The following is a 24,296-nucleotide window of genomic DNA, read 5'->3' on the forward strand; positions in this document are numbered from 1 at the left end:
CGACGAGAGAAGGTAGCACCGTGTCAGAGACGACCACCCTGGCCGCGCCCGCGGCATCCACTCGCCCCGACATCCGCGAGATCGGCATCATCATGAACGGCGTGTCGGGTCGCATGGGCTACCGGCAGCACCTCGTGCGCTCGATCCTCGCGATCCGCGAGCAGGGCGGCATCGAGCTGTCCGACGGCACGAAGGTCACCGTGAAGCCGCTGCTCGTCGGGCGCTCCGAGGGCAAGCTCGCCGAGATCGCGGCCCAGCACGGCATCGAGGACTACACCACCGACCTCGACGCGGCGCTCGCCGACCCGCGCTGGGAGATCTATGCCGACTTCCTGGTCACCAAGGCGCGTGCCTCGGCGCTGCGCAAGGCGATCGCCGCCGGCAAGACCATCTACACCGAGAAGCCGACCGCCGAGTCGGTGGAAGAGGCGCTCGAACTCGCCAACCTCGCCGCCGCCGCCGGTGTGAAGACCGGCGTCGTGCACGACAAGCTCTACCTGCCCGGCCTGCTCAAGCTCCGCCGCCTGATCGATTCCGGCTTCTTCGGTCGCATCCTCTCGGTGCGCGGCGAGTTCGGCTACTGGGTGTTCGAGGGGGACTGGCAGCCTGCCCAGCGCCCCAGCTGGAACTACCGCACCGAAGACGGCGGCGGCATCATCGTCGACATGTTCCCGCACTGGAACTACATCCTCGAGAACCTGTTCGGCGGGGTGAAGTCGGTCTACGCGCAGGCCGCCGTGCACATCGCCGACCGCTGGGACGAGAAGGGCGAGCACTACGACGCCACCGCCGAAGACGCCGCCTACGGCGTGTTCGAACTCGACGGCGGCGTGATCGCGCAGATCAACTCCTCGTGGACCACGCGCGTCGACCGTGACGAACTCGTCGAATTCCACGTCGACGGCACGCACGGCTCGGCAGTGGTGGGCCTGTTCGGCGCGAAGATCCAGCACCGCAACGCCACCCCGAAGCCGGTGTGGAACCCCGACCTGGCCGACGAACACGACTACGACGCCGACTGGGCGGCGGTGCCGACCAACGAGGTGTTCCAGAACGGCTTCCGCCAGCAGTGGGAGGAGTTCCTGGAGTCGTACGTGCTCGAGACCCCGTACGAGTACGATCTGCTCGCCGGCGCGCGCGGTGTGCTGCTCGCCGAAGCCGGCCTCGCCTCGAGCCGCGAGGGCCGCAAGGTCGAACTGCCGACGCTCTCGCTGGGCTGATCCGCATGACCGAGCTGACCCTCCTGGGCGCAGACGGCGCACTCACCCGCACCGCCCTCGTCGACACGTCCGGCTATACCAGACCGGGCGGCCCGCTGCGCAGCCGCGTCGCCTACGCCGCCGCGCACGTCGTGCCGGTCGTGCACGGCGACAACACTCCCGGGCAGCCGGCGCAGATCGACTGGGACGCCACCCTCGCGTTCCGCCGCAACGTGTACTCGTGGGGGCTCGGCGTCGCCGACGCGATGGACACCGCGCAGCGCAATATGGGGCTGGATGCCGCGGCGACGCGCGAGCTGATCGCCCGGTCGGCCGAGGTCGCGCGCCAGGAGTCGGGCTCGGTCGTCGTCGGGGTGAACACGGACCACGTCGACGACGACCGGATCTCGCTCGACGAGATCATCGCCGCGTACACGCAGCAGCTCCACTTCACCGAGGAGCAGGGTGCAGGTCCCGTCCTCATGGCCTCGCGCCACCTCGCCCGGGCCGCCGAGTCCGCGGACGACTATCGCCGCGTGTACCGCGAGGTGCTCGCCGCGGCATCCGTCCCCGTGGTCCTCCACTGGCTCGGCACCGCGTTCGACCCGCAGCTGGAGGGCTACTTCGGCAGCACCGACTGGCGCGCGGCGTCGGACGTGCTGCTCGAGATCATCGGAGAGAACGCCGACAAGGTCGCCGGCGTGAAGATGAGCCTGCTCGACGCCGAGTCTGAAGTGTCGGTGCGCCAGAGACTGCCGCAGGGCGTGCGCATGTTCACCGGCGACGACTTCAACTACGTCGGCCTGATCGGCGGCGCCGATGTGCCGGATGCGCCGCAGCCGCTGCGCGACCCCGCCTCGCCGCGCCAGCACTCCGATGCGCTGCTGGGCGCGTTCGCCGCGCTCGCCCCGGTGGCGTCGGCGGCCATCCAGGCGCTGGATGCCGGTGACCCGGGCCGCTACCTCGAGATCCTCGGCCCGACCGAAGCGCTCAGCCGCCAGGTGTTCGCCGCGCCCACGTTCTACTACAAGACCGGCGTGGCGTTCCTGTCATGGCTCAACGGTCACCAGCCCGCGTTCCAGATGGTGGGCGGCCTGCACTCCGCCCGCAGCCTGCCGCACCTGTCGCGCATCGTCGAGCTCGCGAACGCTTCGAAGGCGTTCGAGCTCCCGGCGCTCGCTGCCGATCGCTGGCACAGCCTGCTGCGCCTGAACGGTCTCGACGCATGAGCGCCTTCCCCCGACTGAATGGAGTCGACGCATGACCACCCCCGACCCTCGCCTGTCGATCAACCAGGCCACCGTCAAGCACGCCGACCTCGCGACCGCGCTGCGGGTGACTGCCACCGCCGGAGTGCAGGCGATCGGCACGTGGCGCGAGCCGGTGCAGGAGGTCGGACTCGCGACTGCCGCGCAGATGCTCACCGAATCGGGCCTGCGTCTGTCGACCCACTGCCGCGGCGGGTTCTTCACGCTGCCCGCCGGGCCGGCGCGCCGGGCTGCACTCGACGACAACCGCGTCGCGATCGAGGAGACGGCGACGCTCGCCGCCGCCGGAGCCGAGGGTTCGACGGCCGTGCTCGTGCTCGTCGCGGGCGGGCTGCCGGAGGGTTCGCGCGACCTCCTGGGTGCGCGGGAGCGGGTGCGGGATGCCATCGGCGAGCTCGCCCCGGATGCCGCGGCCGCCGGGGTGACGCTGTCGATCGAGCCGCTGCACCCGATGTACGCGTCCGACCGCTGCGTCGTCTCGACTCTGAACGAGGCACTCGACATCGCTGCGGACTTCGATCCCGCCGTCGTGGGCGTCACCGTCGACACGTTCCACATTTGGTGGGATCCCGACGTGCTGTCCGCGATCGAGCGTGCCGGGCGCGAGGGGCGCATCGCCACCTACCAGGTCTGCGACTGGAAGACCCCGCTGCCGGCGGACGTGCTGCTGGGCCGTCACTATCCCGGCGACGGGGTCATCGACTTCGAGCCGATGACCCGGGCGGTGCTTGCGACGGGGTACGACCGCGATATCGAGGTCGAGCTGTTCAATGAGGACATCTGGGCCACCGACCCCCTCGAAGCCGTGAAGCGGACCGCCGCGGGCTTCGCCTCCGCCGTGTCCCCCTATCTCACCGTTTAGACTCACGATCGTGACCGACGTTTCCGCTCGCAGCCGCTCCGCAACGCTCCACGACGTGGCGCGGGAAGCCGGAGTGTCGCTGGCGACCGCGTCGCGGGTGCTGAACGGATCGACCCGTCAGGTCGCGCAGTCGTATCGCGACCGGGTCGAGGCCGCGGCCGAGATGCTCGGGTACACCGCCAACCTGTCGGCGCAGGCGACGGCACGAGGCACGTCGGCGGTCATCGCACTGCTGGTGGCCGATATCGCCGACCCGTACTTCGGCATCCTGGCGTCCGGTGTCGCCCGCGGCGCCGGCGAAGCGGGGCTCGTCGTGACCATCGCCATCACCGAGCGTGACCCCGAGCGTGAAGTGCAGGTGGTGCGGGCCCTGCGCGGCCAGCGCCCGCGCGGAGTGATCCTCGCGGCATCCCGAGCCGCACACGAGATCGAACCCGTCCTTGCGAAAGAACTCGACCTCGTCGCCGCCACCGGTGGCCGCGTCGTCGCGCTCGGCACCGGGTCGGACACCGTCCGCGCCATCACGATCGACAACCGCGGCGGCGCCGAGGCGCTCGGTGCCGCGATCGCCGAACGCGGCTACCGCGACGCTGTCGTGCTCGCGGCAGCCGACGGCGTCGTCACCAGCGATGCGCGGCTCGAGGGATTCACAGCGGGTTTCACCGCCGCCGGCGGCAGCACGCCGCGCGTCTACCGCGGCGCCTTCACCCGCGAGTCCGGCGCCGAGCTCATGGCCCAGGCCATCGCCGACGGCGTCGAGCCCGGCACCGTCGTGTTCGGCATCAGCGACGTCGTCGCGATCGGCGCGCTCACCGCGGTGCGCGACGCCGGCCGACAGCCGGGCGCCGACATCGCGCTGTGCGGATTCGACGACATCCCCACCGGCCGCGATGTGACGCCGGCGCTCACGACCGTGCGTGTGCCGCTCGAAGAGGTCGGATACCAGGCCCTCCGCGCCGCCGTGGATGCCGATTGGCAGCCGGACACCACGCCGCTGCCGCTCGAAGTCCTGCTGCGCGACAGCACACCGCCGCGCGCGTAGTCCGTGGGCGACCCTCGTTCTGGGGTCGCGTGTTGTGGCCTCCTGCTGGGTGAGGCGACCACGAGCGACCCTGGTTCTGTGGGCGTGGGGCGTGTGCCGGTCTTGGGGTCGCGTGTGGTGGCCTTCTGCTGGGTGAGGCGGCCACGAGTGACCCTGGTTCTGTGGGCGTGGGGCGTGTGCCGGTCAGTTCGTCCCACATCGCGAGGCCGCCGGGGACGCCGCCGAGGTATCCGCCCGTCCGCGCCTGGCATTCGCGCAGGCCCCGCACGAGGATGTCGATGCGGTCGGCCGCTCCGCGCGATCCGGCCGCCTCGTGGAAGGCGAGGCCGGACAGCACGTGGCCGAGGATGTGGCCGTCGAGTCCGTCGGACTCCCATCCACCGTAGGCGTCGCCGTGGTCGAGACCGGCCTCACGACGGTACGGGGCGAGCAGCAGGTCGCGGTCGGAGGGCCAGGATCGTCTGCAGTCCGCGCTGCTGCGCGTCGCGCAGCGGGCCGGGGCGCAGCCGGACTTCGGCCAGAGGAAAGGGAGTGGGCATGTGATCCGGGTCTCGAGATACTGCAGGAAAACGCTTCCCACTCTAGAATCGGGGAAGGTGTCGTTACGCATCGTACGCACCGCCGAGTCCCATTCGACCAAAGGAGCCCGTGTGCCCCGAGTCGTCTTCGCGCTCGACAGCTTCAAAGGCTCGATCGGCGCCGCCGATGCAGCGGCCGCCGTCGCCGACGGGTGGCAGGCGGTAGGCGCGGCGCTCGACGCCGTGGCCCGGCCGATGGCCGACGGCGGGGAGGGAACCGTCTCTGCCTTCGCTGCGGCCGTGGACGATGTCCGCCGCATGCCCGTCACCGTCCGCGGCCCGAACGGTCGCGACGTCGACGCCGAGTGGCTGCTGCTGCCGGACGGCACCGGCGTCGTCGAACTCGCCTCGACCAGCGGCATCGAGTTGCTCGGCGACCAGCGCCTGCCGTGGGACGCCGACACCTTCGGCTTCGGCCAGGCCGTCGCCGCGGCCCTCGACCACGGCGTGACCCGGCTGGTGCTCGGCATCGGATCGAGCGCCTCCACCGACGGCGGCGTCGGCATGCTGACCGCGCTCGGCGCGCGGGTGCTCGACAGCGCCGGTTCACCCGTAGCGCCCGGTGCGCGCGGACTCGCCGACATCGTGAGCGTGGAGATGGGTGGATGCCGGGGCCTCCCGGCATCCGGAGCACTCGTGCTCACCGACGTCACCAACCCCCTGCTCGGGCCGCAGGGCGCGGCGGCGGTCTTCGGCCCGCAGAAGGGCTTCGACGCCGACGGCGTCACGCGCGCGGACGCGGGGCTTGCGCGCCTCGCCGGAGTGTTCGCAGTCGCCGCGCGGTCGGCGTCGAAGTCGGGAGGCAGTGCCGCGTTCGACGACCCCGGTGGATCCGGTGCAGGCAGTGCCGCGTCGTCGGTCGACGCCGGTGGATCCGGCACGGCCGCTGCGTTCGTCGACCCCGCTGAACCCGGCACCGGGGCGGCGGGTGGCACAGGGTTCGCGCTGCGGGCCTGGGGAGCGCAACTGGTGCCGGGCGCGGGCGAGGTCGCCGAACTCATCGGGCTGCGCGCGGCTATCGAGCACGCCGACCTCGTCGTCACCGGCGAGGGATCCTTCGACGGCCAGTCTGCGGCTGGCAAGGTGCCGACCTTCGTGGCCGAACTGGCCGCCGACGCGGGTGTGGCGGTGGCGCTGGTCGCCGGCCGGATCGCCGAAGATGCCGACGTGTCAGCCTTCGCGGCATCCCTTTCCCTCAGCGAGCTCGCCGGGAGCCCGGCCGCATCGCTGGCCGATCCGGCGCGCTGGCTGCGCGACGCCGGTGGCACCCTCGCCGACCGCTTCGCGCGCGGCGCATGACCACAGTTGGCGCTCGCGCGGGGTATTCCTGCGGATAGCCGGCCTCAGCGCCAAGTGGAGCCAGGCGCTCTGGTCTAGGTTGGCGCTCGCGCGGGGTATTCCTGCAGATAACCGGCCTCGGCGCCAAGTGAGGCCACGCGGCTGGAGCTCAGGCCTCGCCGAGCGCTGCCGACACCACCGCGCGAGCCTCGTCCTGCACCTGGGCGAGATGCTCGGGGCCGCGCAGCGACTCGGCGTACAGCTTGTAGACGTCTTCGGTGCCCGACGGGCGCGCGGCGAACCAGGCGTGCGCGGTCTGCACCTTCACGCCGCCGATCGCCGCTCCGTTGCCGGGCGCGTGCGAGAGCTTCGCGGTGATGGGCTCGCCGGCCAGGGTGTCGGCCGTGACGGCATCGGGTGACAGCTTGCCCAGCACCGCCTTCTGGGCGGGGGATGCCGGAGCATCGACCCGCTGGTACGTGGAAGCGCCGTACTGGGCCTCGAGCTCGGCATAGCGCTCGGATGGGGTCTTGCCGGTGACCGCGAGGATCTCGGCGGCCAGCAGGCACAGCAGGATCCCGTCCTTGTCGGTGGTCCACACCGTGCCGTCGGTGCGCAGGAACGAGGCTCCGGCCGACTCCTCGCCGCCGAACGCGACCGACCCGTCGAGCAGGCCCGGCACGAACCACTTGAAGCCCACCGGCACTTCGAGCAGCGTGCGGCCGAGCGACAGGGCGACTCGGTCGATGATCATCGACGACACGAGCGTCTTGCCGACGGCGGCATCGGCCGGCCAGCCCGGGCGGTGCGCGTAGAGGTAGTCGATCGCGACGGCCAGGTAGTGATTGGGGTTCATCAATCCGGCATCCGGAGTCACGATGCCGTGCCGATCGGCGTCGGCATCGTTGCCGGTGAGGATGTCGTACTCGTCGCGGCGGGCGACCAGCGACGCCATGGCCGAGGGCGATGACGGATCCATGCGGATCTTCTCGTCCCAGTCGAGGGTCATGAACCGCCAGGTCGGGTCGACGTCGGGGTTCACGACCGTGAGGTCGAGGCCGTAGCGCTCGCCGATGAGCGCCCAGTACTCCACCGAGGCGCCGCCGAGCGGGTCGACGCCGATGCGCACCCCGGCGCGACGGATCGCCTCCACGTCGATGATGTTCGGCAGGTCGGCGACATACGCCTCGCGGAAGTCGTAGCTGCCGAGCGTGTGCGCGTCGAGGTCGGCGAACCGCGTGCGCTTCACGCCGTCGAGCCGCGCCGCGATGAGCGCGTTGGCGCGGTCGGCGATCCAGCCGGTCGCGTCCGTGTCGGCCGGGCCGCCGTGTGGCGGGTTGTACTTGAAGCCGCCGTCGCGCGGCGGGTTGTGCGACGGGGTCACCACGATGCCGTCGGCGCGGCCGGGGTCGTCGGCCGTGAGGTTCCGGTTGTACGTGAGGATCGCCAGCGACAGCGCGGGCGTGGGCACCCAGGCGTCGCGCGAGTCGACCCGCACGTCGATGCCGTTCGCGACGAGCACCTCGATGGCCGACCGCTCGGCGGGCCGGGACAGGCCGTGGGTGTCGCGCCCGAGGAACAGCGGCCCGGTGATGCCCTGCGCCGCGCGGTAGTCGACGATCGCCTGGGTCGTGGCCAGGATGTGGTCTTCGTTGAAGCTCGTGGTCAGGGATGACCCGCGGTGCCCGCTGGTGCCGAACGAGACCCGCTGCTCGGCCACCCCGGCATCCGGCTTTCGGTCGTAATACGCGTCGATCAACTCGTCGATGTCGATCAGGTCGGATGCTTCTGCGGGCTGTCCTGCGCGGCTCATGCGTTCAGTCTGCCCTCTTCGGGCCGTGGTGTCATGGCCGGACTAGGCTTGACCCCCGTGAGCATCGATCCCGGGTCGCCCGTCCGTCGCACCTACAGCTACCTCGGCCCCACGGGAACGTTCACCGAAGCGGCGCTCGCGCAGGTGCCCGAGGCCCGCGAGCAGATCTGGCGGCCCGTCCGCAACGTGGGCGAAGCACTCGCCGACGTCGTCGTGGGGCGATCGGATGCCGCGATGATCGCCATCGAGAACTCCGTCGACGGCGGGGTCTCGACCGCGCAGGACGCCCTGGCCACCATGCCGGGGCTGCGGATCGTGGGCGAGTACCTCGTGCCGGTCAACTTCGTGCTGGTCAGCCGGCCGGGCCAGCGGCTCGAAGACGTCGCACTGGTCGCCGCGCACCCGGTCGCCTACGCGCAGTGCCTGAACTGGCTGAGCGAGAACCTGCCCGAGCACGCGCACGTCCCTGCGGCGAGCAACGTCGCGTCGGCCGTCGGGATCGTCGACGGCGTGAGTGAAGCGGATGCCGCGATCGCGCCCCCCGGCATCCTCGAGCACTACGACCTCGAGCTGCTCGCCGAGGACATCGGCGACAACACCAGTGCCGTGACCCGCTTCGTCCTGGTCAGCCGCACGGTCGCCGCCCCCGCGCCGACCGGGGCCGACAAGACCTCGCTCATCGTCGAGCTGCCCGAAGACCACCCGGGCGCGCTGCTCGAACTGCTCGAGCAGTTCGCGACCCGCGGCATCAACCTGTCACTGCTCGCGTCGCGGCCGATCGGCGACGCCCTGGGCCGCTACCGGTTCGTCATCGACGCCGACGGCCATATCCAGGACGAGCGCATGGCCGACGCCCTGCTGGGCCTGCGGCGCTTCTCGCCCAAGGTGATCTTCCTGGGGTCCTACCCGCGCGCGGACCGCGCGATCGTCCGCTACCCGGAGCGGTATTCCGACGACGTCTTCGTCGAGGCGCGCGACTGGCTGCGCGGCCTCATCTCGGGCGAGCCCGAGGAGTAGCCCGTTCGCGAGCCCGAAGCCCAGCTCGTTCGCGAGCCCGGTCGCGAGCCCGTTCGGCAGTCGCTTGGGGCCAGTGTGCGGTCGCCGGACTGTGCCGAACCGACTGCGGAGCGGGTCGACGCGTCAGGCGACGGCGATGTCGAGGGTCTGCAGGCGCCCGGTCGCGGCATCCATCGGCTCGGCGTCGTACGCCCCGGCGACGGGCGAGATCATGACCTCGTCGACGCCGTGCTGCGCGGCGAACGCGGCGATGCGGCCGGGCACGTCGTCGCCGGTGCCGATGAACCAGCGGCTCCGGATGGCGTCGATGACCGGGGCGGCCAGTCCGTCCGCGGCCTCGGCTGCGGCGGCCTGCTCGACGGTCTCGAGCGCGACGAGCGGGCGGTTGCCGCGCAGCCGCGCCATCATCCGGATCTGCGGCAGGGCGCGCGCCTCGGCCTCTTCGGCGGTGGGGGAGGCGACGACGTTCACCGTCAGGAACGTGCGCGGAGCGGCGAGCGTGGCCGACGGCTGGAAGCCCGACCGGTACAGGTCGAGGGCCCGCTCGAGCCCCTCGCCGGAGAAGTGGTTCGCGAACACGTACGGCAGGCCGAGCGCGGCGGCGAGCTGCGCCGAGTAGTCGCTCGATCCGAGCAGCCACACCTCGGGCGAGGACGTGGCCGCCGGGGTCGCATGCACGTCGTACGTGCCGCCGGAGGTGAACCGCACGGTGGCGCCGTCCGCGGACAGCAGCGAGGTGATGTCGCGGATGTGATCGGGGAACCGGTCGACGTCGCTCGTGGTGCCCGACTGGCGCAGCAGCTGGGTGATCACCGGGTCGCTGCCGGGCGCCCGGCCGATGCCGAGGTCGATGCGCCCCGGCGCGAGGGCCTCGAGCGCGGCGAACTGCTCGGCGACCACGAGCGGGGAATGATTGGGCAGCATGACACCGCCCGAGCCCACGCGCAGCCGGGTGGTCCGGGCGGCGGCCGCCGCGGCCAGGACGGGCGGTGTCGTCGAGGCGACGGCCGGCATGTTGTGGTGCTCGGCGAACCAGTAGCGCAGGTAGCCGAGCTCCTCGGCGCGTTGCGCGAGGGTGAGGGATGCCGCGACCGCCTCCGCGCTGGTCTGCCCGGTGCGCACGGGGACGAGGTCGAGAACGGACAGGGCGGGGCGGGTGGGGGTAGTCATCCTCAGGTCCAACCTGCGCCGGCATCCGCGCATTCCACCTCCCCGATCCTCCGCGGGCGATGAAGGTCGATGCAAGATACTTGCGTCATCACGCAACTTCTTGCGTAAGATAACGGCATGTCGAAGAGGCTGGCTGAGGTCGCGCGCAAGGTCGGAGTGAGCGAGGCGACGGTCAGTCGCGTGCTCAATGACAAGCCCGGGGTGTCGGATGCCACGCGGCAGGCGGTCCTCACCGCGCTCGACGTGCTGGGCTACGAGCGCCCCACCAAGCTGCGCGGCGAGCGCGCGCGGCTGGTGGGCCTGGTGCTGCCCGAGCTGACGAACCCGATCTTCCCGGCGCTCGCCGAGATCGTGGGCGGCGGCCTGACCCAGAGCGGGTACACCCCGCTGCTGTGCACCGGCAACGCCGGGGGCATCACCGAGTCGGACTACGTCGACCTGCTGCTGGCTCAGCAGGTGTCGGGCGTCATCTTCCTCGGGGGCAACTACAGCCAGATCGACGCCGCGCACGACCATTACGCCCGGCTGCAGCAGGTCAAGCTGCCCACGGTGCTCGTCAACGCACGCATGGATGGGCTGGAGTTCGCGACCGTCTCGACCGACGATGCCGCAGCCGCCGAGCAGGCCGTCACCCACCTGCACCAGCTCGGACACCGCCGCATCGGCATGCTGCTGGGCCCGGCCGACCATGTGCCGTCGCAGCGCAAACTCGGCGCGGCGCGGCGCACCCTCGATGCGCTGGGCGCGCCCGTCGCGGACGACCTCATCGTGCGGGGTCTGTACTCGCTCGAGTCCGGCCAGTCCGGGGCGGCGCGTCTGCTCGCCGCCGGGGCCACGGCGATCGTGTGCGCGAGTGACCTGCTGGCCCTCGGCGCGATCCGTGCGGTGCGCCGGGCGGGGAAGGCCGTGCCGCGCGACATCAGTGTCGTCGGCTACGACGATTCGGCTCTGATGAGCTGCACCGAGCCCCCGTTGACGACCATGCGGCAGCCGATCGAGTCGATGGGGCGCACGGTGATCGAGCTGCTGCTCACCCAGATCCAGGGCGGTGCGCACTCGCCCGAGGAACTCCTGTTCGAGCCCGAGCTCGTGCTGCGCGGTTCTACCGCCCCCCTGTCCGCCTGACCTTCGGTACCGGCCGCGAGAGCGATTCCGGGGATGGCTGGCGCGGGCCCCACCGCCGCTCTCCGGCCCGCGACCTCCCCGCGGCGCGCTGCGGGCCCGAGCCCGTGGCATCCGACGTGCAAGGACTTGCGTTCGCTTGCGTAGTCAGAAAATTACAAAACTCAATCAACTTCTTGCGAATACGCGTAGGAATCGCTACATTCATCTCACCGACCCGCCGATGAGATCAAGAGGAGCCCCGTGGACACTGACGTCCAGCACCGCCGCGAGGCGGCTGTGAGCCTGCCGACGAACGACCCGAACTGGTGGCGCGATGCCGTCATCTACCAGGTCTACGTGCGCAGCTTCGCGGACGGTGACGGCGACGGCACCGGCGACCTCGCCGGGGTGCGGGCGCACCTGCCGTACCTCAAGGACCTCGGCGTCGACGCGATCTGGTTCAACCCCTGGTATCCGAGCCCGCTCGCCGACGGAGGCTACGACGTGGCCGACTACCGCGACATCCACCCGCAGTTCGGCACGCTGCGCGAAGCCGAGCTTCTCATCGCCGAGGCGCTGGCCCTCGGCATCCGGACCATCATCGACGTCGTCCCCAACCACATCAGTGACCAGCACCCCTGGTTCCAGGAGGCGCTCGCCGCCGCCCCCGGCAGCCCCGCCCGCGAGCGGTTCTGGTTCCGGCCCGGCAAGGGCGAGCACGGCGACCAGATGCCCACCCGCTGGGAGTCGAGCTTCCAAGGCGACACCTGGACGCGCACCACGAACCCCGACGGCACGCCGGGCGAGTGGTACCTGCACCTGTTCACGCCCGAGCAGCCCGACCTCAACTGGAACCACCCCGATGTGCGGCGCGAGCATGAAGACATCCTGCGATTCTGGTTCGACCGCGGCGTCGCCGGCGTCCGCATCGACTCGGCGGCGCTGCCGGTGAAGGATCCCGATCTCCCCGAACTGCCCGCCGGGCCGGCCGCCCCTGGCACCCATCCCCATCTCGACCGCGACGAGCTGCACGACATCTACCGCTCGTGGCGCGCGGTCGCAGACGAGTACGACGGCACCCGCATCCTCGTGGGCGAGGTCTGGCTCGACGACGCCGAGCGCTTCGCGCGCTACCTGCGCCCCGACGAGATGCACACCGCGTTCAACTTCGACTTCATGACGCAGCCGTTCTCGGCCGGCCCGCTGCGGGCATCGATCCAGCGCACCCTCGCCGAGCACGCCCCCGTCGGGGCCCCTGCCACCTGGGTGCTGTCCAACCACGACGTCACCCGGCCGGTCACCCGCTACGGCCGCGCCGACTCGGGCTTCGCGTTCGCGCGCAAGCGGTTCGGCACCCCGACCGACCTCGCCCGCGGCACTCGCCGCGCCCGCGCTGCCGCCCTGCTCGTGGCCGCACTGCCGGGCAGCATGTACATCTACCAGGGCGACGAACTCGGCCTCCCCGAGGCCGATGTGCCGCGCGACCGCATCGAAGACCCCATGCACTTCCGCTCGGGCGGAGTCGACCCGGGACGGGATGGATGCCGCGTACCGCTGCCCTGGTCCGGACAGCACCCGCCCTACGGCTTCGGCGAAGGCGCCGGCACGTGGCTGCCGCAGCCCGACGGCTGGGGGCCCTTCACCGTTGCAGCGCAAGATGCCCGGCCGGACTCGATGCTCCGCCTCTATCGCGACGCCCTCGCGCTGCGCCGTGCGAACACCGACCTGCGCACCGAGCACCTCGAGTGGCTCGAACTCGGCGCCGACGTGCTCGCATTCCGGCGCGGTGAGCACGTGGCATCCCTCACCAACCTCGGCCCCGTGCCGATCCACCTGCCCGCCCACCGCGGGGTGCTGCTGACCAGCGCGCCCCTGACGGATGACACCCTCCCGCCCGACGCCACTGTCTGGCTCGAGGTCTGACCGCACGATCCGCACCCACCACCACAGCACGAAAGGCACAGACAATGTCGTCGAACATCACCCGAAGCGCGCTCGCGAGCGTCGCCTTCGTCAGCAGCGCCGTCCTGCTGGCCGGTTGCGCCGGAGCCGCCGAACCCGAAGCGGCCGAGGACGGACCGGTCACCATCACCGTGTCGATCGACGCCGGACTCGAACAGGAGGCGCGCGACAACTTCGACGCCCGTGTCGCCCTGTTCGAGGACGCGAACGAAGACATCACGATCGAGGCGCAGGAGTACACCTGGACGGCTCCGACTTTCACCACCGACCTCGCCGGCGGCACGCTGCCGGACGTCTTCACCATCCCGTTCACCGATGGCCGCGGCCTGATCGCGAACCAGCAGATCGCCGACATCTCGCAGTATGTCGCCGACCTGCCCTACGCCGATCAGTTCAACCCGAACGTCGCGCAGGCCGGGCAGGCCGACGACGGCACCCAATGGGCGATCCCGATCGCCGCATACGGCCAGGGCCTGCACTACAACCGCACTCTGTTCGAGGCGGCCGGTCTCGATCCCGACAACCCGCCCACCACGTGGGACGAGGTGCGCGAGGCGGCGAAGAAGATCTCGGATGCCACGGGCGAGGCCGGCTACGCCACCATGACCAGTGGCAACACCGGGGGCTGGATCCTGACGACCCTCGTCAACGCGTTCGGCGGGCGTACCGAGAACGCGGAAGCCACGGCATCCACCCTCACGAGCGACCCCGCCGTCGCGGAAGTGCTCCAGTACCTGCACGACCTGCGCTGGGAAGACGACGCGATGGGCGCGAACTTCCTGTACGACTGGGGCACGATCAACCAGGACTTCGCATCCGGCCGGATCGGAATGTACGTCTCGGGCGGGGGCAACTACGGCAACCTCGTCACACAGAATGCGCTGAACCCGGACGACTACGGCCTGACGGTCCTGCCGCTGCAGGGCGCCGACCCGGGTCTGCTCGGCGGCGGCACCCTCGCGGCGGTCAGCCCGAAGGCGAGCGCGGCGGAGCAGGAGGCGGCGGTGAAGTGGATCGACTTCTACTACATGGCCAAGCTCGCCGATGAGGACACCGCCGTCGAGACGGCCGAACTCGCGGCGTCGCTCGACCAGCCGGTCGGCGCACCCGAGCTGCCCGTGTTCGATCAGGAGCAGTTCGCGACCTACCAGAGCTGGATCGCGCCGTTCGTGAACGTCCCCGTCGACCAGATGGCGCCTTACACCGACGCGATCTTCGACCAGCCGCTCATCCCCGAGCCGCGCGTCGCGACGCAGGATGTCTATGCGCTGCTGGACACCGTGGTGCAGGCTGTCCTCACCGACGAGAACGCCGACATCGACGCGCTGCTCGCCGACGTCCAGACCCAGGCCGACGCCCTGTACGCCAAGGCCGGATAGTCCCCGGGTCTCCCGGGGTCGCCCCGGCCCCGGGAGACCGCACCCTCACCTGGAGCATCCGAGATGACGCAGCTGACCCCGACGACGGCGCCACCCCCTCTGCCCGCCACCGCCGAGACGATCGAGCGCACCGTGGCGGCCACCCGCCGTCGCCGCGGCGTCGCCGGCTGGTTCCGCGGCGACGGACCCCACATCCTGGTGTTCCTGCTGCCGCTGCTGTTCAGCTTCATCCTGTTCTCCTGGAAGCCGATCGTGGATGCCGCGGTCATGGCGTTCCAGCACACGAACCTCATCGCGCCGGCGGAGTGGGTCGGGTGGGAGAACTTCGCGACCGTGCTCAGCGACCCACTGCTGGGCAAGGCGGTCGTGAACACCCTGTGGTTCGCCGCGCTCGCCCTGCTGCTCGGCTACCCGATTCCGCTCGTGGTCGCGGTGCTCATGAGCGAGGTGCGCCGGGCGCGCGGGCTGTACAGCGCCCTCGCGTACCTCCCGGTGATCGTGCCTCCGGTCGTCGGGGCACTGCTGTGGAAGTTCTTCTACGACGCCTCGCCCAACGGGGTGTTCAACACCATCGCCGCCTGGTTCGGCGCCGGTCCCTTCCCCTGGCTGCAGGACCAGGCCACCGCGATGCCGTCGATCGTGCTGTTCGCGACCTGGTCGGCCGCCGGCGGCACGATCATCATCTACCTCGCCGCGCTGGTCGGCGTCGCACCCGAGCTGTACGACGCGGCCGAAGTCGACGGCGCGGGAGTGTGGCGCAAGGTCTGGCACGTCACCATCCCGCAGCTGCGCGGGGTGCTGCTGATCACGTTCATCCTGCAGATCATCGGGACTGCGCAGGTGTTCCTCGAACCGTTCCTGCTCACCGCCGGCGGACCGGCGAATTCGACCACCACGGTGCTGATGCTCATCTACAAGTACGCGTTCCAGAACAGCCTCGGCGGCGACTACGGGGCCGCGACCGCGCTGAGCCTCATGCTCGCCGTGGTCCTCGCGATCTTCTCGGCCATCTACTTCCGCCTGACCCGCAGCTGGAGCACCTCATGAGCGGCGTGATCGGCGCGGACGCACCCGCCGAGCCTCAGGCCGCGCCCGCGCAGCGCCGGGAGCGGCCGCAGGCCGAAGACCGCGGCATCCTGTCGGTCGCCGACTGGCGTCGCGGACGGGTGCGGCTCACGACCAGACTCACCCACCTGATCCTGCTGCTGTCGCTCGTGGTCGTGGGGCTCGGCCCGATCCTGTGGCTGGCCAAGTCGGCGGTCACCCCGACACAGGACACGCTGCGCCAGCCGCTCGCGCTGTGGCCCAACGGCATCGACTGGGCGAATCTCGCCGAGGCGTGGACGCGGGTCGAGATCGACAAATACTTCCTCAACACGGTCATCATCGCGCTGGGCGTGTGGCTCGTGCAGGTCGTGGTGGCGACCACCGCCGGGTACGCGCTCTCGGTGCTGCGCCCGCGCTACGGCAAGATCATCGTCGGGCTCGTGCTGGCCACGCTCTTCGTGCCGTCCATCGTGCTGCTCGTGCCGCTGTATCTGACGATCGTGCAGCCGCCGCTGCTGGGCCAGTCGCTCATCAACACGTTCTGGGCCGTATGGCTTCCGGCCGGCGCGAACGCGTTCAACGTGCTGCTGGTCATGCGGTTCTTCGACTCGCTGCCGCGCGAGGTCTTCGAGGCGGCCCGTATGGACGGCGCCGGCCCGTACCGCCTGTTCTGGTCGATCGTGGTGCCCATGTCGCGACCGATCATCGGAGTCGTGTCGGTGTTCGCGGTCATCGCGGCGTGGAAGGACTTCCTCTGGCCGATGCTCGTGCTGAAGGACCCGGCCATGCAGCCGCTGTCGGTGCGGCTGCCGCAGCTGCAGCAGTTCATCGAACTCGACGTGTTCCTCGCCGCCCTCGCGATCGCGACCGTGATCCCGATCGCGCTGTTCCTCGTGTTCCAGCGACTGTTCCTGAACGGCGCGAGCCTGGGCGGTGCCGTCAAGGGGTGATGGATGCCGGGGTGCGCGCGGTCAGTCCGCGGCGAGCGCCCGTGAGCGTCAGTCCGCGGCGAGCGCGGCGCGCACCGCCGCCAGCGCCGGCGACGTGTGGCCCTCGGGGACCGCGACCAGCAGCGACCCTGCGGCGATGCGCACCGCCATGTGGGTGGCCTCTCCGAACTCGTCGCCGTCGAGCTGCACCGGCTGCGGCGCGCTGGCAGCCACGTCGATGCCGGTGCCCTTGGTGTAGCGGATGGAGTTGTCGCGCGTGCGCAGCGCGAGGATCTCGCGGCCCGCGCGGAACCGCCGCAGCACGCTGTTGTCCCACGCGACGCGCCGCCACACCAGCAGCCAGCCGAGCGGGTTCTTGGGCTGGAAGATCGCGATGTCGAGCTCGCCGTCGGCGATCGACGCCTCGGGGATCAGCTCGAGTCCGGCCGGCAGCGACCCGCAATTGGCGATCAGCACGCTCTGCACGTTCGCGCGATGCATGCGGTGACCGGGCACCTGGTACATCACCGGGAACGGTCTGGCCTTCACCAGCGAACGGGCGGCCCCGTCGACGTACGCGACCCAGCCGACCTTCTTCTTGAGGTCACCGCTCGTGTTCGCGATCATCGCCGCGTCGAGCCCCATGCCGCCCATCACCACGAACGCGTGCTCGACGGTCTCGCCGTCGCCGCGCCGCAGCCGCGCGAACCCGACGTCGATGGGCTGCGTCTCACCCTCGAACGTCGCCCGCACCATGGTGTCGGAGTCGTCCAGCGGCAGGCGCAGATTGCGGGCCAGGAGGTTGCCGGTGCCGCTGGGCACGATCGTCAGCGGCACGCCCGACCCGCTCATCGCCTCGGACACCGCCCGCACCGTTCCGTCGCCGCCGGCGACCAGCACGGCGTCGACCCCGGCATCCAGTGCCTCACGCGCGACCTCGTCGCCGAGGTCTTCGACCGTCGTCTCGAAGAACAGCGGCTCAGCCCAGCCGGCGTCCTGCGCGTGGCGGGTGGTCGAGGCGCGCAGCGCGTCGGCGTCGACCTTGATCGGGTTGTAGACCAGCGCAGCGCGTTTCGCGGTGCGGGAGGCTTCGGTCATGAGGTCACGATAGCGTCACGTCCCCGATGTGTGGCGCTGCGGCACGTCGGTAGACTTGCCGGATGATCGATCTCGCCGTTCTCCGCGCCAATCCTGACCTGGTCAAGCGCTCGCAGGAGGCGCGCGGCGAGTCGCCCGAGACGGTGGATGCCGCGGTCGCGGCCGACCGGGACCGCCGGGCGGCGCTGACCCTCTTCGAAGAGCTGCGTGCCACCCAGAATGCGCACGGCAAGAAGGTCGCGCAGGCGCCGAAGGACGAGAAGGCGGCACTGGTCGCGCAGGCGAAGGAGCTGAGCGACCAGGTCAAGCAGGCCCAGCACGCCGTGACCGAGGCCGAGCAGGCCGCAGCCGAGGCGCTCGCCCGCATCGAGAACATCGTGATCGACGGGGTTCCGGCCGGGGGAGAGGACGCGTTCGTCACGCTCCGGACGCACGGCGAACCGGCATCCTTCCCCTTCGATCCCCTCGACCACCTGACCATCGGCGAGAAGCTCGGCGCGATCGACATGGAGCGCGGCGCCAAGGTGTCCGGCGCGCGGTTCACGTTCCTCACCGGCATCGGCGCCCGGCTCGAACTCGCCCTCATGAACCTGGGGCTCGAGCGCGCGGTGGCGGCGGGCTTCATCCCCATGATCCCGCCGACGCTCGTGCGGCCCGAGGTGATGCGCGGCACCGGATTCCTCGGCCAGCACGCCGACGAGGTCTACCATCTCGACGGCGAAGACCTGTACCTCGTCGGCACCAGCGAGGTGCCGCTGGCCGGGTACCACATGGACGAGATCCTCGACCTGACCGCCGGTGCGAAGCGCTACGCGGGCTGGTCGACGTGCTACCGCCGCGAGGCGGGGGCGGCCGGCAAGGACACCCGCGGCATCATCCGCATGCACCAGTTCAACAAGCTGGAGATGTTCGTCTACACGACACCCGAGGATGCCGAGGCCGAGCATCTGCGCCTGGTCGACATGCAGGAGCGCATGCTGCAGGACCTGGGCCTGGCGTACCGCGTCATCGACGTCGCCGCCGGCGACCTCGGCTCGTCGGCGGCGCGCAAGTACGACATCGAGGCGTGGGTGCCCACCCAGGGTGCCTACCGCGAGCTGACCTCGACGTCGAACTGCACCACGTACCAGGCGCGGCGCCTGGACATCCGCCACCGGCCGCTCGTAGACGGCCAGCCCGGCAAGACCCAGTTCGTCGCGACGCTCAACGGCACCCTCGCCACCACCCGCTGGATCGTCGCGCTGCTGGAGACCCACCAGCAGGAGGACGGCTCGGTCGTCATCCCCGAGGCGCTGCGGCCCTACCTCGGAGGGCTCGAGGTCGCGGAGCCGATCGCGTGAGTGAAGCGCACCTGCCGCCGACCGGCTCGGTCAAGATCGTCCGGCCCGATGCCGCCGCCGAGCTCGTCGAGGAGATCGCCGAGGACGCCGAGAATCCCGCCGTCATTTCGACGCGTCTGCTCATCGCGCTCGACGTCGACGGCACAGTGCTGCTCGAAGACGAGACGCTGAGTCCGGGAGTGGTGGATGCCGTGGCGCACGCGCACCGCGCCGGGCACGAGGTCATGCTCGCGACCGGGCGATCCTGGGAGGGCACCCGCGGCATCCTGCGGGTCCTCGAGGTGCAGCCCGAGTACGTCGTGTGCTCCAACGGTGCCGTCATCCTGAAGCGCGTCGACGGTGAGTTCGGCGAAGAGCTGCACTACGACCGGGTGCACGTGGAGACGTTCGACCCGGCCGAGGTGCTGCACCTGCTGCGCGAGCACCTGCCCGACGCGCGGTACCTCGTCGAGCTGCCGGACGGACGGCGCCGGTACACCGAGTTCATGGACGACTGGAATCTTCAGAACGCCCGGCGCGTGCCGTTCGAAGAGCTCGCGTCGCAGCCGGTGTGCCGCGTCGTGGTCGTCTCGCCGGAAGACACCGACCAGGACTTCGTCGAGCTGGTCTCGCGCATCGGGCTGAATGAGGTGTCGTACGCCGTGGGCTGGTCGGCCTGGCTCGACATCGCCCCCCAGGGGGTCGACAAGTCGACGGCACTCGAGAAGGTCCGGGTCTGGCTCGGGGTGGAACCCGAGAACGTGCTGGTCATGGGCGACGGGCGCAACGACGTCGGCATGCTGCGGTGGGCACGCGATCACGGCGGAAGGGCGATCGCGATGGCCCAAGGACCCGAAGAGGTGCGGCGTGAGGCGAGTGAGACCACGGCATCCGTCCAGGCCGGCGGCGTAGCCGACATTCTTCGGCGACTCTAGGCGTCGTTCAGCGCCTCCACAGGCGGCTGCGCGAGAATTGGACGTCGGTCCTCGACTAGACTCGACCCCTGTTCGATGGATGCCGCGTGCATCATCGGGAGGGTTGTCCGAGCGGCCGAAGGATCCGGTCTTGAAAACCGGTGGGCAGCAATGTCCCGTGGGTTCGAATCCCACACCCTCCGCAGTGTGAAAGGACGCCAGTGAGCGAGAGTTCCGAGGCGAAGGCGTCGCGGCGCCGGCAGCCCGTTGCCCGTCACGGCATCCTGACATCCCCCAACCCGTTCGTGCAGGTGCTGCAGGTGCTGGTCGCGATCGTCGCGGTCGTCGTCGTCAGCGCCACGGCCGTCGGCGCGTTCGCCGTATGGGACTCCGCACGCGCTCTCGACGAGCGCGGCGTGTCGATCGGCGACGACGACGAGACGCTGCCGCCGACCCTCGGCGAGATCGAGGGTGGCGTGAACCTGCTGGTCGTCGGCACCGACTCGTGTGAGGGCCAGGATGTCACGCTGTTCCCGCGCTGCAAGCACGATGACGGGGGCGAGCGCAACGACGTCACGATGCTCGTGCACATCAGCGACGACCCGCGCCGGGTGACGGTCGTCTCGTTCCCGCGCGACATGATCGTGCCGATCCCCTCCTGCCCCGACGGCGAGGGTGGCAACTATTCGGCGATGAGCGCGCAGATGATCAACTCGTCGTACATGTACGGCGGGCTGGCGTGCTCCGTGCTGACCGTGGAAGAGCTCACCGGCGTCGACATCCAGTACGCCGCGGCCGTCCGCTGGACCGGCGTGATCAACATGTCCGACGCCATCGGCGGCGTCGACGTGTGCGTGCAGTCCGATATCAGTGACAAGCACACCGGGCTGGACCTGACCGCAGGCCCGCACACACTGGTCGGAAACGAGGCGCTGCAGTTCCTGCGCATCCGCCACGGCATCGGTGACGGGTCGGACCTCGGCCGCATCTCGAATCAGCAGCAGTTCATGAGCTCGATGGTGCGCAAGCTGCAGTCCGGCGGCGTGCTCGGCAACCCGGGAACGCTGCTGAACCTCGCGACCACCGCGGTGCGCCAGGTCAACGAGGGTCAGCTCGTGCTGAGCAGTTCGATGACCAACCCTCAGCGCATGGTGCAGATCGCCATGGCGGTGCGCAACGTCAAGTACGAGGACATCGTGTTCGTGCAGTACCCGACCGCGTACGCCACCGGCGGCTCGCGCGTGGTGCCGGTGTCTGACGCGGCCGATGTGCTGTTCACCGCGCTCGCCGAGAACAAGGCGATCAAGCTCACCGGCGAGGCCAGTGGCGGCTACGGTGTCGAGGTGGTCGGCGAGGCCGACGAGGTCGGTGGCGGCGCGACGGCCACGCCCGATCCCGGCGAGACTCCGGATGCCGCAGCGACGCCGGGCCCGGATGATTCGGTTGAGCTTCCGAGCACCATCCCCGGACAGACCGCGGCTCAGGTCACCTGCACGCGCGCGGAGCGCTGAGTTCTCGGTCTACGTAGCCCGCGGCGCACCAGGTTCGTCACCGTGGCGCTGGAGGTGTCCAGCATGACCATGAGGTCTTTGGGGCTGATGTCTAGTTCGTGCCCCAGCTGATCGACGAGGAGGACGACTTCGAAGACGCTCTCGAGCGAGAGTGGCGCCGGACATACGGGACTCCCGGCGAGGAGCGCCTGGCCGGCTGACGGCAAAGTGCGACGGTTCACATCGGTTATGATTGCTGAGCGTGTCTGTCCGCTGTGGCGGTCGGATGCCTGGAGACGTCGCATAGTCCGGCCTAGTGCACCACCCTGCTAAGGTGGAGTTCCCGTAAGGGAACCGAGGGTTCAAATCCCTCCGTCTCCGCCACGAATAGCCCCGATCAGGGACTATTTCTGTTTCGGCGTGAGAAGGATTTGGGAAGAGTTTGCGCGCGTTTCGTGTGCCCGCGCCTGACATTGTCCGGTTGAGCAGCGTTCGTTTAGCTCCGCGAGCCGCGGAATCACGCGATTCTCGACGTCATCGCTTCGGCATCTAGTGCGGCTTTCGAGGGGACGCGGGGATCGATTCCCTCCGTCTCCGGCGCGCACCTTCGTGACGTGATCGTCGAGCTGAGCTCGGGTGGCGCTGGTGAGTTAGGGTGGCGCTCCGGTGGGTTCTATTCCCACCGGCACCGCCACGTCGAAGCCCCGCGAACCCTTGGAAACAGGGGGATCGCGGGGCATTCTTCTTGCCCCAAAACGACTTTCCCAGCGCCCGCAGGGGCGACCAGGAGCGCCAACGGCCCGCCGAGCGCTGCATCCAACTTCGCGCGCAGCCCCGGGAGACCCACGGTATAGCGCGGCACCCTCGGGGTCCTACTCACTCCCGCGCCCCCATCGGTGCAAGTCCCGTCTGTGAGGGAATCTATCCCATGAGTCAGCGCGACGTCGACCGATGGTGCTGAAGGGCCACGTGAGGTTTGTAGAGCCGGGCGCGTCGCGAAACTCGACACTCGTCACCCGGTGCGGGTGACGCCCTGCCCGCACCTCACCGGGAGCATGGGGCAATGTACGCGCGTCCACGACGGGACAGGGGCGTGATGGGAAATGCGCGGGATGAACTTGGCTGAGCTGGGAACGGTGGACGACTTCGTCATCGAGTCACCCGCGGACGTTCGCCCGGCACCCTCTGCCCTCGACAGGGAGGTCGTCGTGGGCGCGGCCGTCGGGCCAGGACCGCCAGTCGCTCCGGCGACGGTCGTCGGCGCCGTCGTCACGCCCGGCCGACCCCGCATCTGACCCCAGACCACCGCACACCGCACTGAGGAGACCTATGTCAAGCGCGGCAACGCCGAACTTCAACACACCCATCCCCGCGAAGATCATGACGCCCGATCGGGTGTCGACTCGGATCGGCACGCTCGAGTTCTTCGACGGAATGCCCAGTGACGCGACCGCGGCGCTGGTCCAGGATCATCTGATCTTCCTCCGAGCGGTCGAGGTGTTCCTCAGCACGATCCCGGCGGCGTCGCTCGAGGCGGTGCGCGCCGGGCTTGCCGAGTTCGGCGCGACCTTGTCGAGCCAGGTCGTCATCTTCGACGAGCTCATGGATTCGAACTCGCTGTTCCTGACGGGCAACACCGACACCGTGTACGCGCTCGCGGTGCTCAATCTCGAACACGATGGACCGACGGTGGTGGAGATTCCGCCGGGATGCGGGCCAGGCACGGTGGATGACGCCTGGTTCCGGTTCGTGATCGACATGGGTGCCCCGGGGCCGGACCGCGGGCAGGGAGGCAAGTACCTCATCCTTCCGCCCGGATACGACGGCGAGGTCCCCGAGGGATACTTCACCGCGACCTCGACGAGTTACATCAACGTCATGGTGCTGCGCGGGTTCCTGGTGGAGGGGAAGCCGGATGCGGCGTCCCGGATGTTCCGCGATGGCGTGAAGGTCTATCCGCTGAGCGCGTCGCAGGATCCGCCGGCCATGGAGTTCCTCAACGCGTCAGGCAGGGTGTTCAACACCATCCACGCCAACAATGTCGAGTTCTACGATGAATTGCACACCGTGATCGACCGGGAGCCGGTCGAGATGATCGACCCGGAAGTTCGGGGGCTGTTGGCGGCCATCGGCATCCGCAAGGGCTATCCATTCAATCCCGACTCCGCCCTGAAGGCGACGCTCATCGATGCAGCGGCAGTGGCCAACGCCACCGCACGAGCTGCTTTCTTCCAGACCCCTGTCGCCGACAACTACCTTTACGAGGGAAGCCAGTGGAAGCGCGGCTTCTTCGGCGGGGATTACCGGTTCCTGATGCAGGGCGGTGGCGGTGAGCGCAATCTCGATGCCCGCACCGCCTTCTTCTACATGGCCACCGTAAACACGCCCGCCATGGCCATGAAGATGGTCGGCCGCGGATCCCAATACGCCATTGCAGACCGGGACAGCAGCGGCGTCTACCTGGACGGCGCCAAGGACTACCGCTTGCACGTGCCCGCCGACGCGCCGGCCAAAGACTTCTGGTCCGTGGTCGTGTACGACCCGCAGACGCGTTCCGAGCTGCAGACCGGTCAACCGTTCCCTAGCAAGAACAATTCGAAGCCGGGTCTGGCGGTGAACCCGGACGGATCGGTGGACCTCTTCTTTGGCCCGAATCCGCCCGAGGCGGGAGAAGCGAACTGGATCCAGACCGTCCCCGGCAAGGGGTGGTTCACCATCCTGCGCCTCTATGGTCCGCTCGACCCATGGTTCGACCAGACGTGGCGGCCGGGAGAAGTGGTGCATATCGAAGCGTCCTGACCGCCCGCACCCGCTCGGCCTGCCTTGG

The 24,296-nt window shown here is 69.9% G+C and carries 20 protein-coding genes, 2 tRNA genes and 1 pseudogene; 18 read left to right on the forward strand and 5 right to left on the reverse strand.

Annotation, left to right across the window (positions count from 1 at the left end; genetic code table 11):
* Positions 1 to 92: 92 nt before the first annotated feature.
* Genes BKA10_RS15055 through BKA10_RS15070 form a run of 4 tightly spaced genes read left to right on the forward strand, consistent with a single transcriptional unit; the run spans position 93 to position 4,371 of the window.
* Positions 93 to 1,220 (forward strand): Gfo/Idh/MocA family protein, encoded by a 1,128-nt coding sequence (locus BKA10_RS15055; RefSeq protein WP_206686754.1) that lies wholly within the window; start codon positions 93 to 95, stop codon positions 1,218 to 1,220.
* Positions 1,221 to 1,225: 5 nt separating this feature from the next.
* Positions 1,226 to 2,428: a DUF993 family protein gene (locus BKA10_RS15060; RefSeq protein WP_183500714.1), complete on the forward strand. Its 1,203-nt coding sequence runs from the start codon at positions 1,226 to 1,228 to the stop codon at positions 2,426 to 2,428.
* 31 nt (positions 2,429 to 2,459) lie between these two features.
* Complete coding sequence (locus BKA10_RS15065; RefSeq protein WP_183500715.1) at positions 2,460 to 3,329, forward strand: sugar phosphate isomerase/epimerase family protein; 870 nt, start codon at positions 2,460 to 2,462, stop codon at positions 3,327 to 3,329.
* A gap of 10 nt (positions 3,330 to 3,339) precedes the next feature.
* The gene (locus tag BKA10_RS15070; protein WP_183500716.1) at positions 3,340 to 4,371 is read left to right on the forward strand and encodes a LacI family DNA-binding transcriptional regulator; all 1,032 of its coding nucleotides are present in this window, start codon (positions 3,340 to 3,342) and stop codon (positions 4,369 to 4,371) included.
* A 262-nt stretch (positions 4,372 to 4,633) separates the two neighbouring features.
* Here the strand turns inward: BKA10_RS15070 and BKA10_RS16990 are convergent.
* A pseudogene (locus BKA10_RS16990) lies at positions 4,634 to 4,807 on the reverse strand (hypothetical protein); the annotation flags it as partial.
* Positions 4,782 to 4,910: a hypothetical protein gene (locus BKA10_RS16805; RefSeq protein ID WP_301549511.1), complete on the reverse strand. Its 129-nt coding sequence runs from the start codon at positions 4,908 to 4,910 to the stop codon at positions 4,782 to 4,784. The pseudogene BKA10_RS16990 and the gene BKA10_RS16805, both read right to left, overlap by 26 nt.
* 111 nt (positions 4,911 to 5,021) lie before the next feature.
* Here BKA10_RS16805 and BKA10_RS15075 point away from each other — a divergent pair, with 111 nt between their 5' ends.
* Entirely contained in the window at positions 5,022 to 6,248 is a 1,227-nt protein-coding gene (locus BKA10_RS15075) for a glycerate kinase (RefSeq protein ID WP_183500717.1), read from the forward strand.
* A 148-nt stretch (positions 6,249 to 6,396) separates the two neighbouring features.
* Here BKA10_RS15075 and pgm read toward each other — a convergent pair whose 3' ends face one another.
* Positions 6,397 to 8,040: a phosphoglucomutase (alpha-D-glucose-1,6-bisphosphate-dependent) gene (pgm, locus tag BKA10_RS15080; RefSeq protein ID WP_183500718.1), complete on the reverse strand. Its 1,644-nt coding sequence runs from the start codon at positions 8,038 to 8,040 to the stop codon at positions 6,397 to 6,399.
* Positions 8,041 to 8,073: 33 nt separating this feature from the next.
* On the opposite strand from pgm, the gene pheA reads away from it, so the two are divergent.
* A complete protein-coding gene (pheA, locus tag BKA10_RS15085) occupies positions 8,074 to 9,057 on the forward strand; it encodes a prephenate dehydratase (protein WP_183500719.1) in 984 nt (327 codons plus the stop codon).
* A gap of 123 nt (positions 9,058 to 9,180) precedes the next feature.
* On the opposite strand, the gene BKA10_RS15090 is transcribed toward pheA, so the two are convergent.
* Positions 9,181 to 10,227, reverse strand: coding sequence for an LLM class flavin-dependent oxidoreductase (locus BKA10_RS15090; RefSeq protein WP_183500720.1), 1,047 nt, complete (start codon positions 10,225 to 10,227; stop codon positions 9,181 to 9,183).
* A 117-nt stretch (positions 10,228 to 10,344) separates the two neighbouring features.
* Here BKA10_RS15090 and BKA10_RS15095 point away from each other — a divergent pair, with 117 nt between their 5' ends.
* From BKA10_RS15095 to BKA10_RS15115, 5 genes are all read left to right on the forward strand, one after another.
* Positions 10,345 to 11,352: a LacI family DNA-binding transcriptional regulator gene (locus BKA10_RS15095; RefSeq protein ID WP_183500721.1), complete on the forward strand. Its 1,008-nt coding sequence runs from the start codon at positions 10,345 to 10,347 to the stop codon at positions 11,350 to 11,352.
* A 240-nt stretch (positions 11,353 to 11,592) separates the two neighbouring features.
* Positions 11,593 to 13,254, forward strand: coding sequence for a glycoside hydrolase family 13 protein (locus BKA10_RS15100; RefSeq protein ID WP_183500722.1), 1,662 nt, complete (start codon positions 11,593 to 11,595; stop codon positions 13,252 to 13,254).
* Positions 13,255 to 13,298: 44 nt separating this feature from the next.
* Positions 13,299 to 14,672 (forward strand): ABC transporter substrate-binding protein, encoded by a 1,374-nt coding sequence (locus tag BKA10_RS15105; RefSeq protein WP_183500723.1) that lies wholly within the window; start codon positions 13,299 to 13,301, stop codon positions 14,670 to 14,672.
* A gap of 63 nt (positions 14,673 to 14,735) precedes the next feature.
* The gene (locus tag BKA10_RS15110) at positions 14,736 to 15,719 is read left to right on the forward strand and encodes a carbohydrate ABC transporter permease (RefSeq protein WP_183500724.1); all 984 of its coding nucleotides are present in this window, start codon (positions 14,736 to 14,738) and stop codon (positions 15,717 to 15,719) included.
* Positions 15,716 to 16,669, forward strand: coding sequence for a carbohydrate ABC transporter permease (locus tag BKA10_RS15115; protein ID WP_183500725.1), 954 nt, complete (start codon positions 15,716 to 15,718; stop codon positions 16,667 to 16,669). Before BKA10_RS15110 ends, BKA10_RS15115 begins: the two co-directional genes overlap by 4 nt.
* Positions 16,670 to 16,717: 48 nt before the next feature.
* Here the strand turns inward: BKA10_RS15115 and BKA10_RS15120 are convergent, their stop codons facing one another.
* Positions 16,718 to 17,746 carry a diacylglycerol/lipid kinase family protein gene (locus BKA10_RS15120; protein WP_183500726.1) on the reverse strand — a complete coding sequence of 343 codons (1,029 nt, stop codon included), beginning with the start codon at positions 17,744 to 17,746 and terminating at the stop codon, positions 16,718 to 16,720.
* A gap of 62 nt (positions 17,747 to 17,808) precedes the next feature.
* On the opposite strand from BKA10_RS15120, the gene serS reads away from it, so the two are divergent.
* The 7 genes from serS (at position 17,809) to BKA10_RS15155 (ending at position 24,268) form a co-directional block, all read left to right on the forward strand.
* Positions 17,809 to 19,086 carry a serine--tRNA ligase gene (gene serS, locus BKA10_RS15125; protein ID WP_183500727.1) on the forward strand — a complete coding sequence of 426 codons (1,278 nt, stop codon included), beginning with the start codon at positions 17,809 to 17,811 and terminating at the stop codon, positions 19,084 to 19,086.
* On the forward strand, positions 19,083 to 20,000 hold the full coding sequence (locus tag BKA10_RS15130) for an HAD-IIB family hydrolase (RefSeq protein ID WP_183500728.1): 918 nt from the start codon (positions 19,083 to 19,085) through the stop codon (positions 19,998 to 20,000). The genes serS and BKA10_RS15130 overlap by 4 nt, the downstream gene beginning before the upstream one ends.
* A gap of 97 nt (positions 20,001 to 20,097) precedes the next feature.
* Positions 20,098 to 20,182: transfer RNA gene (locus BKA10_RS15135), tRNA-Ser, on the forward strand.
* Between the two features lie 18 nt (positions 20,183 to 20,200).
* Entirely contained in the window at positions 20,201 to 21,490 is a 1,290-nt protein-coding gene (locus BKA10_RS15140; RefSeq protein ID WP_183500729.1) for an LCP family glycopolymer transferase, read from the forward strand.
* A gap of 271 nt (positions 21,491 to 21,761) precedes the next feature.
* Positions 21,762 to 21,853 (forward strand) — tRNA-Ser (locus BKA10_RS15145).
* 728 nt (positions 21,854 to 22,581) lie between these two features.
* The gene (locus tag BKA10_RS15150; RefSeq protein WP_183500730.1) at positions 22,582 to 22,764 is read left to right on the forward strand and encodes a hypothetical protein; all 183 of its coding nucleotides are present in this window, start codon (positions 22,582 to 22,584) and stop codon (positions 22,762 to 22,764) included.
* Positions 22,765 to 22,798: 34 nt separating this feature from the next.
* A complete protein-coding gene (locus tag BKA10_RS15155; RefSeq protein WP_183500731.1) occupies positions 22,799 to 24,268 on the forward strand; it encodes a DUF1254 domain-containing protein in 1,470 nt (489 codons plus the stop codon).
* Positions 24,269 to 24,296 lie beyond the last annotated feature (28 nt).

This window comes from Microbacterium invictum (genome assembly GCF_014197265.1).
GTDB classification, from domain to species: domain Bacteria; phylum Actinomycetota; class Actinomycetes; order Actinomycetales; family Microbacteriaceae; genus Microbacterium; species Microbacterium invictum.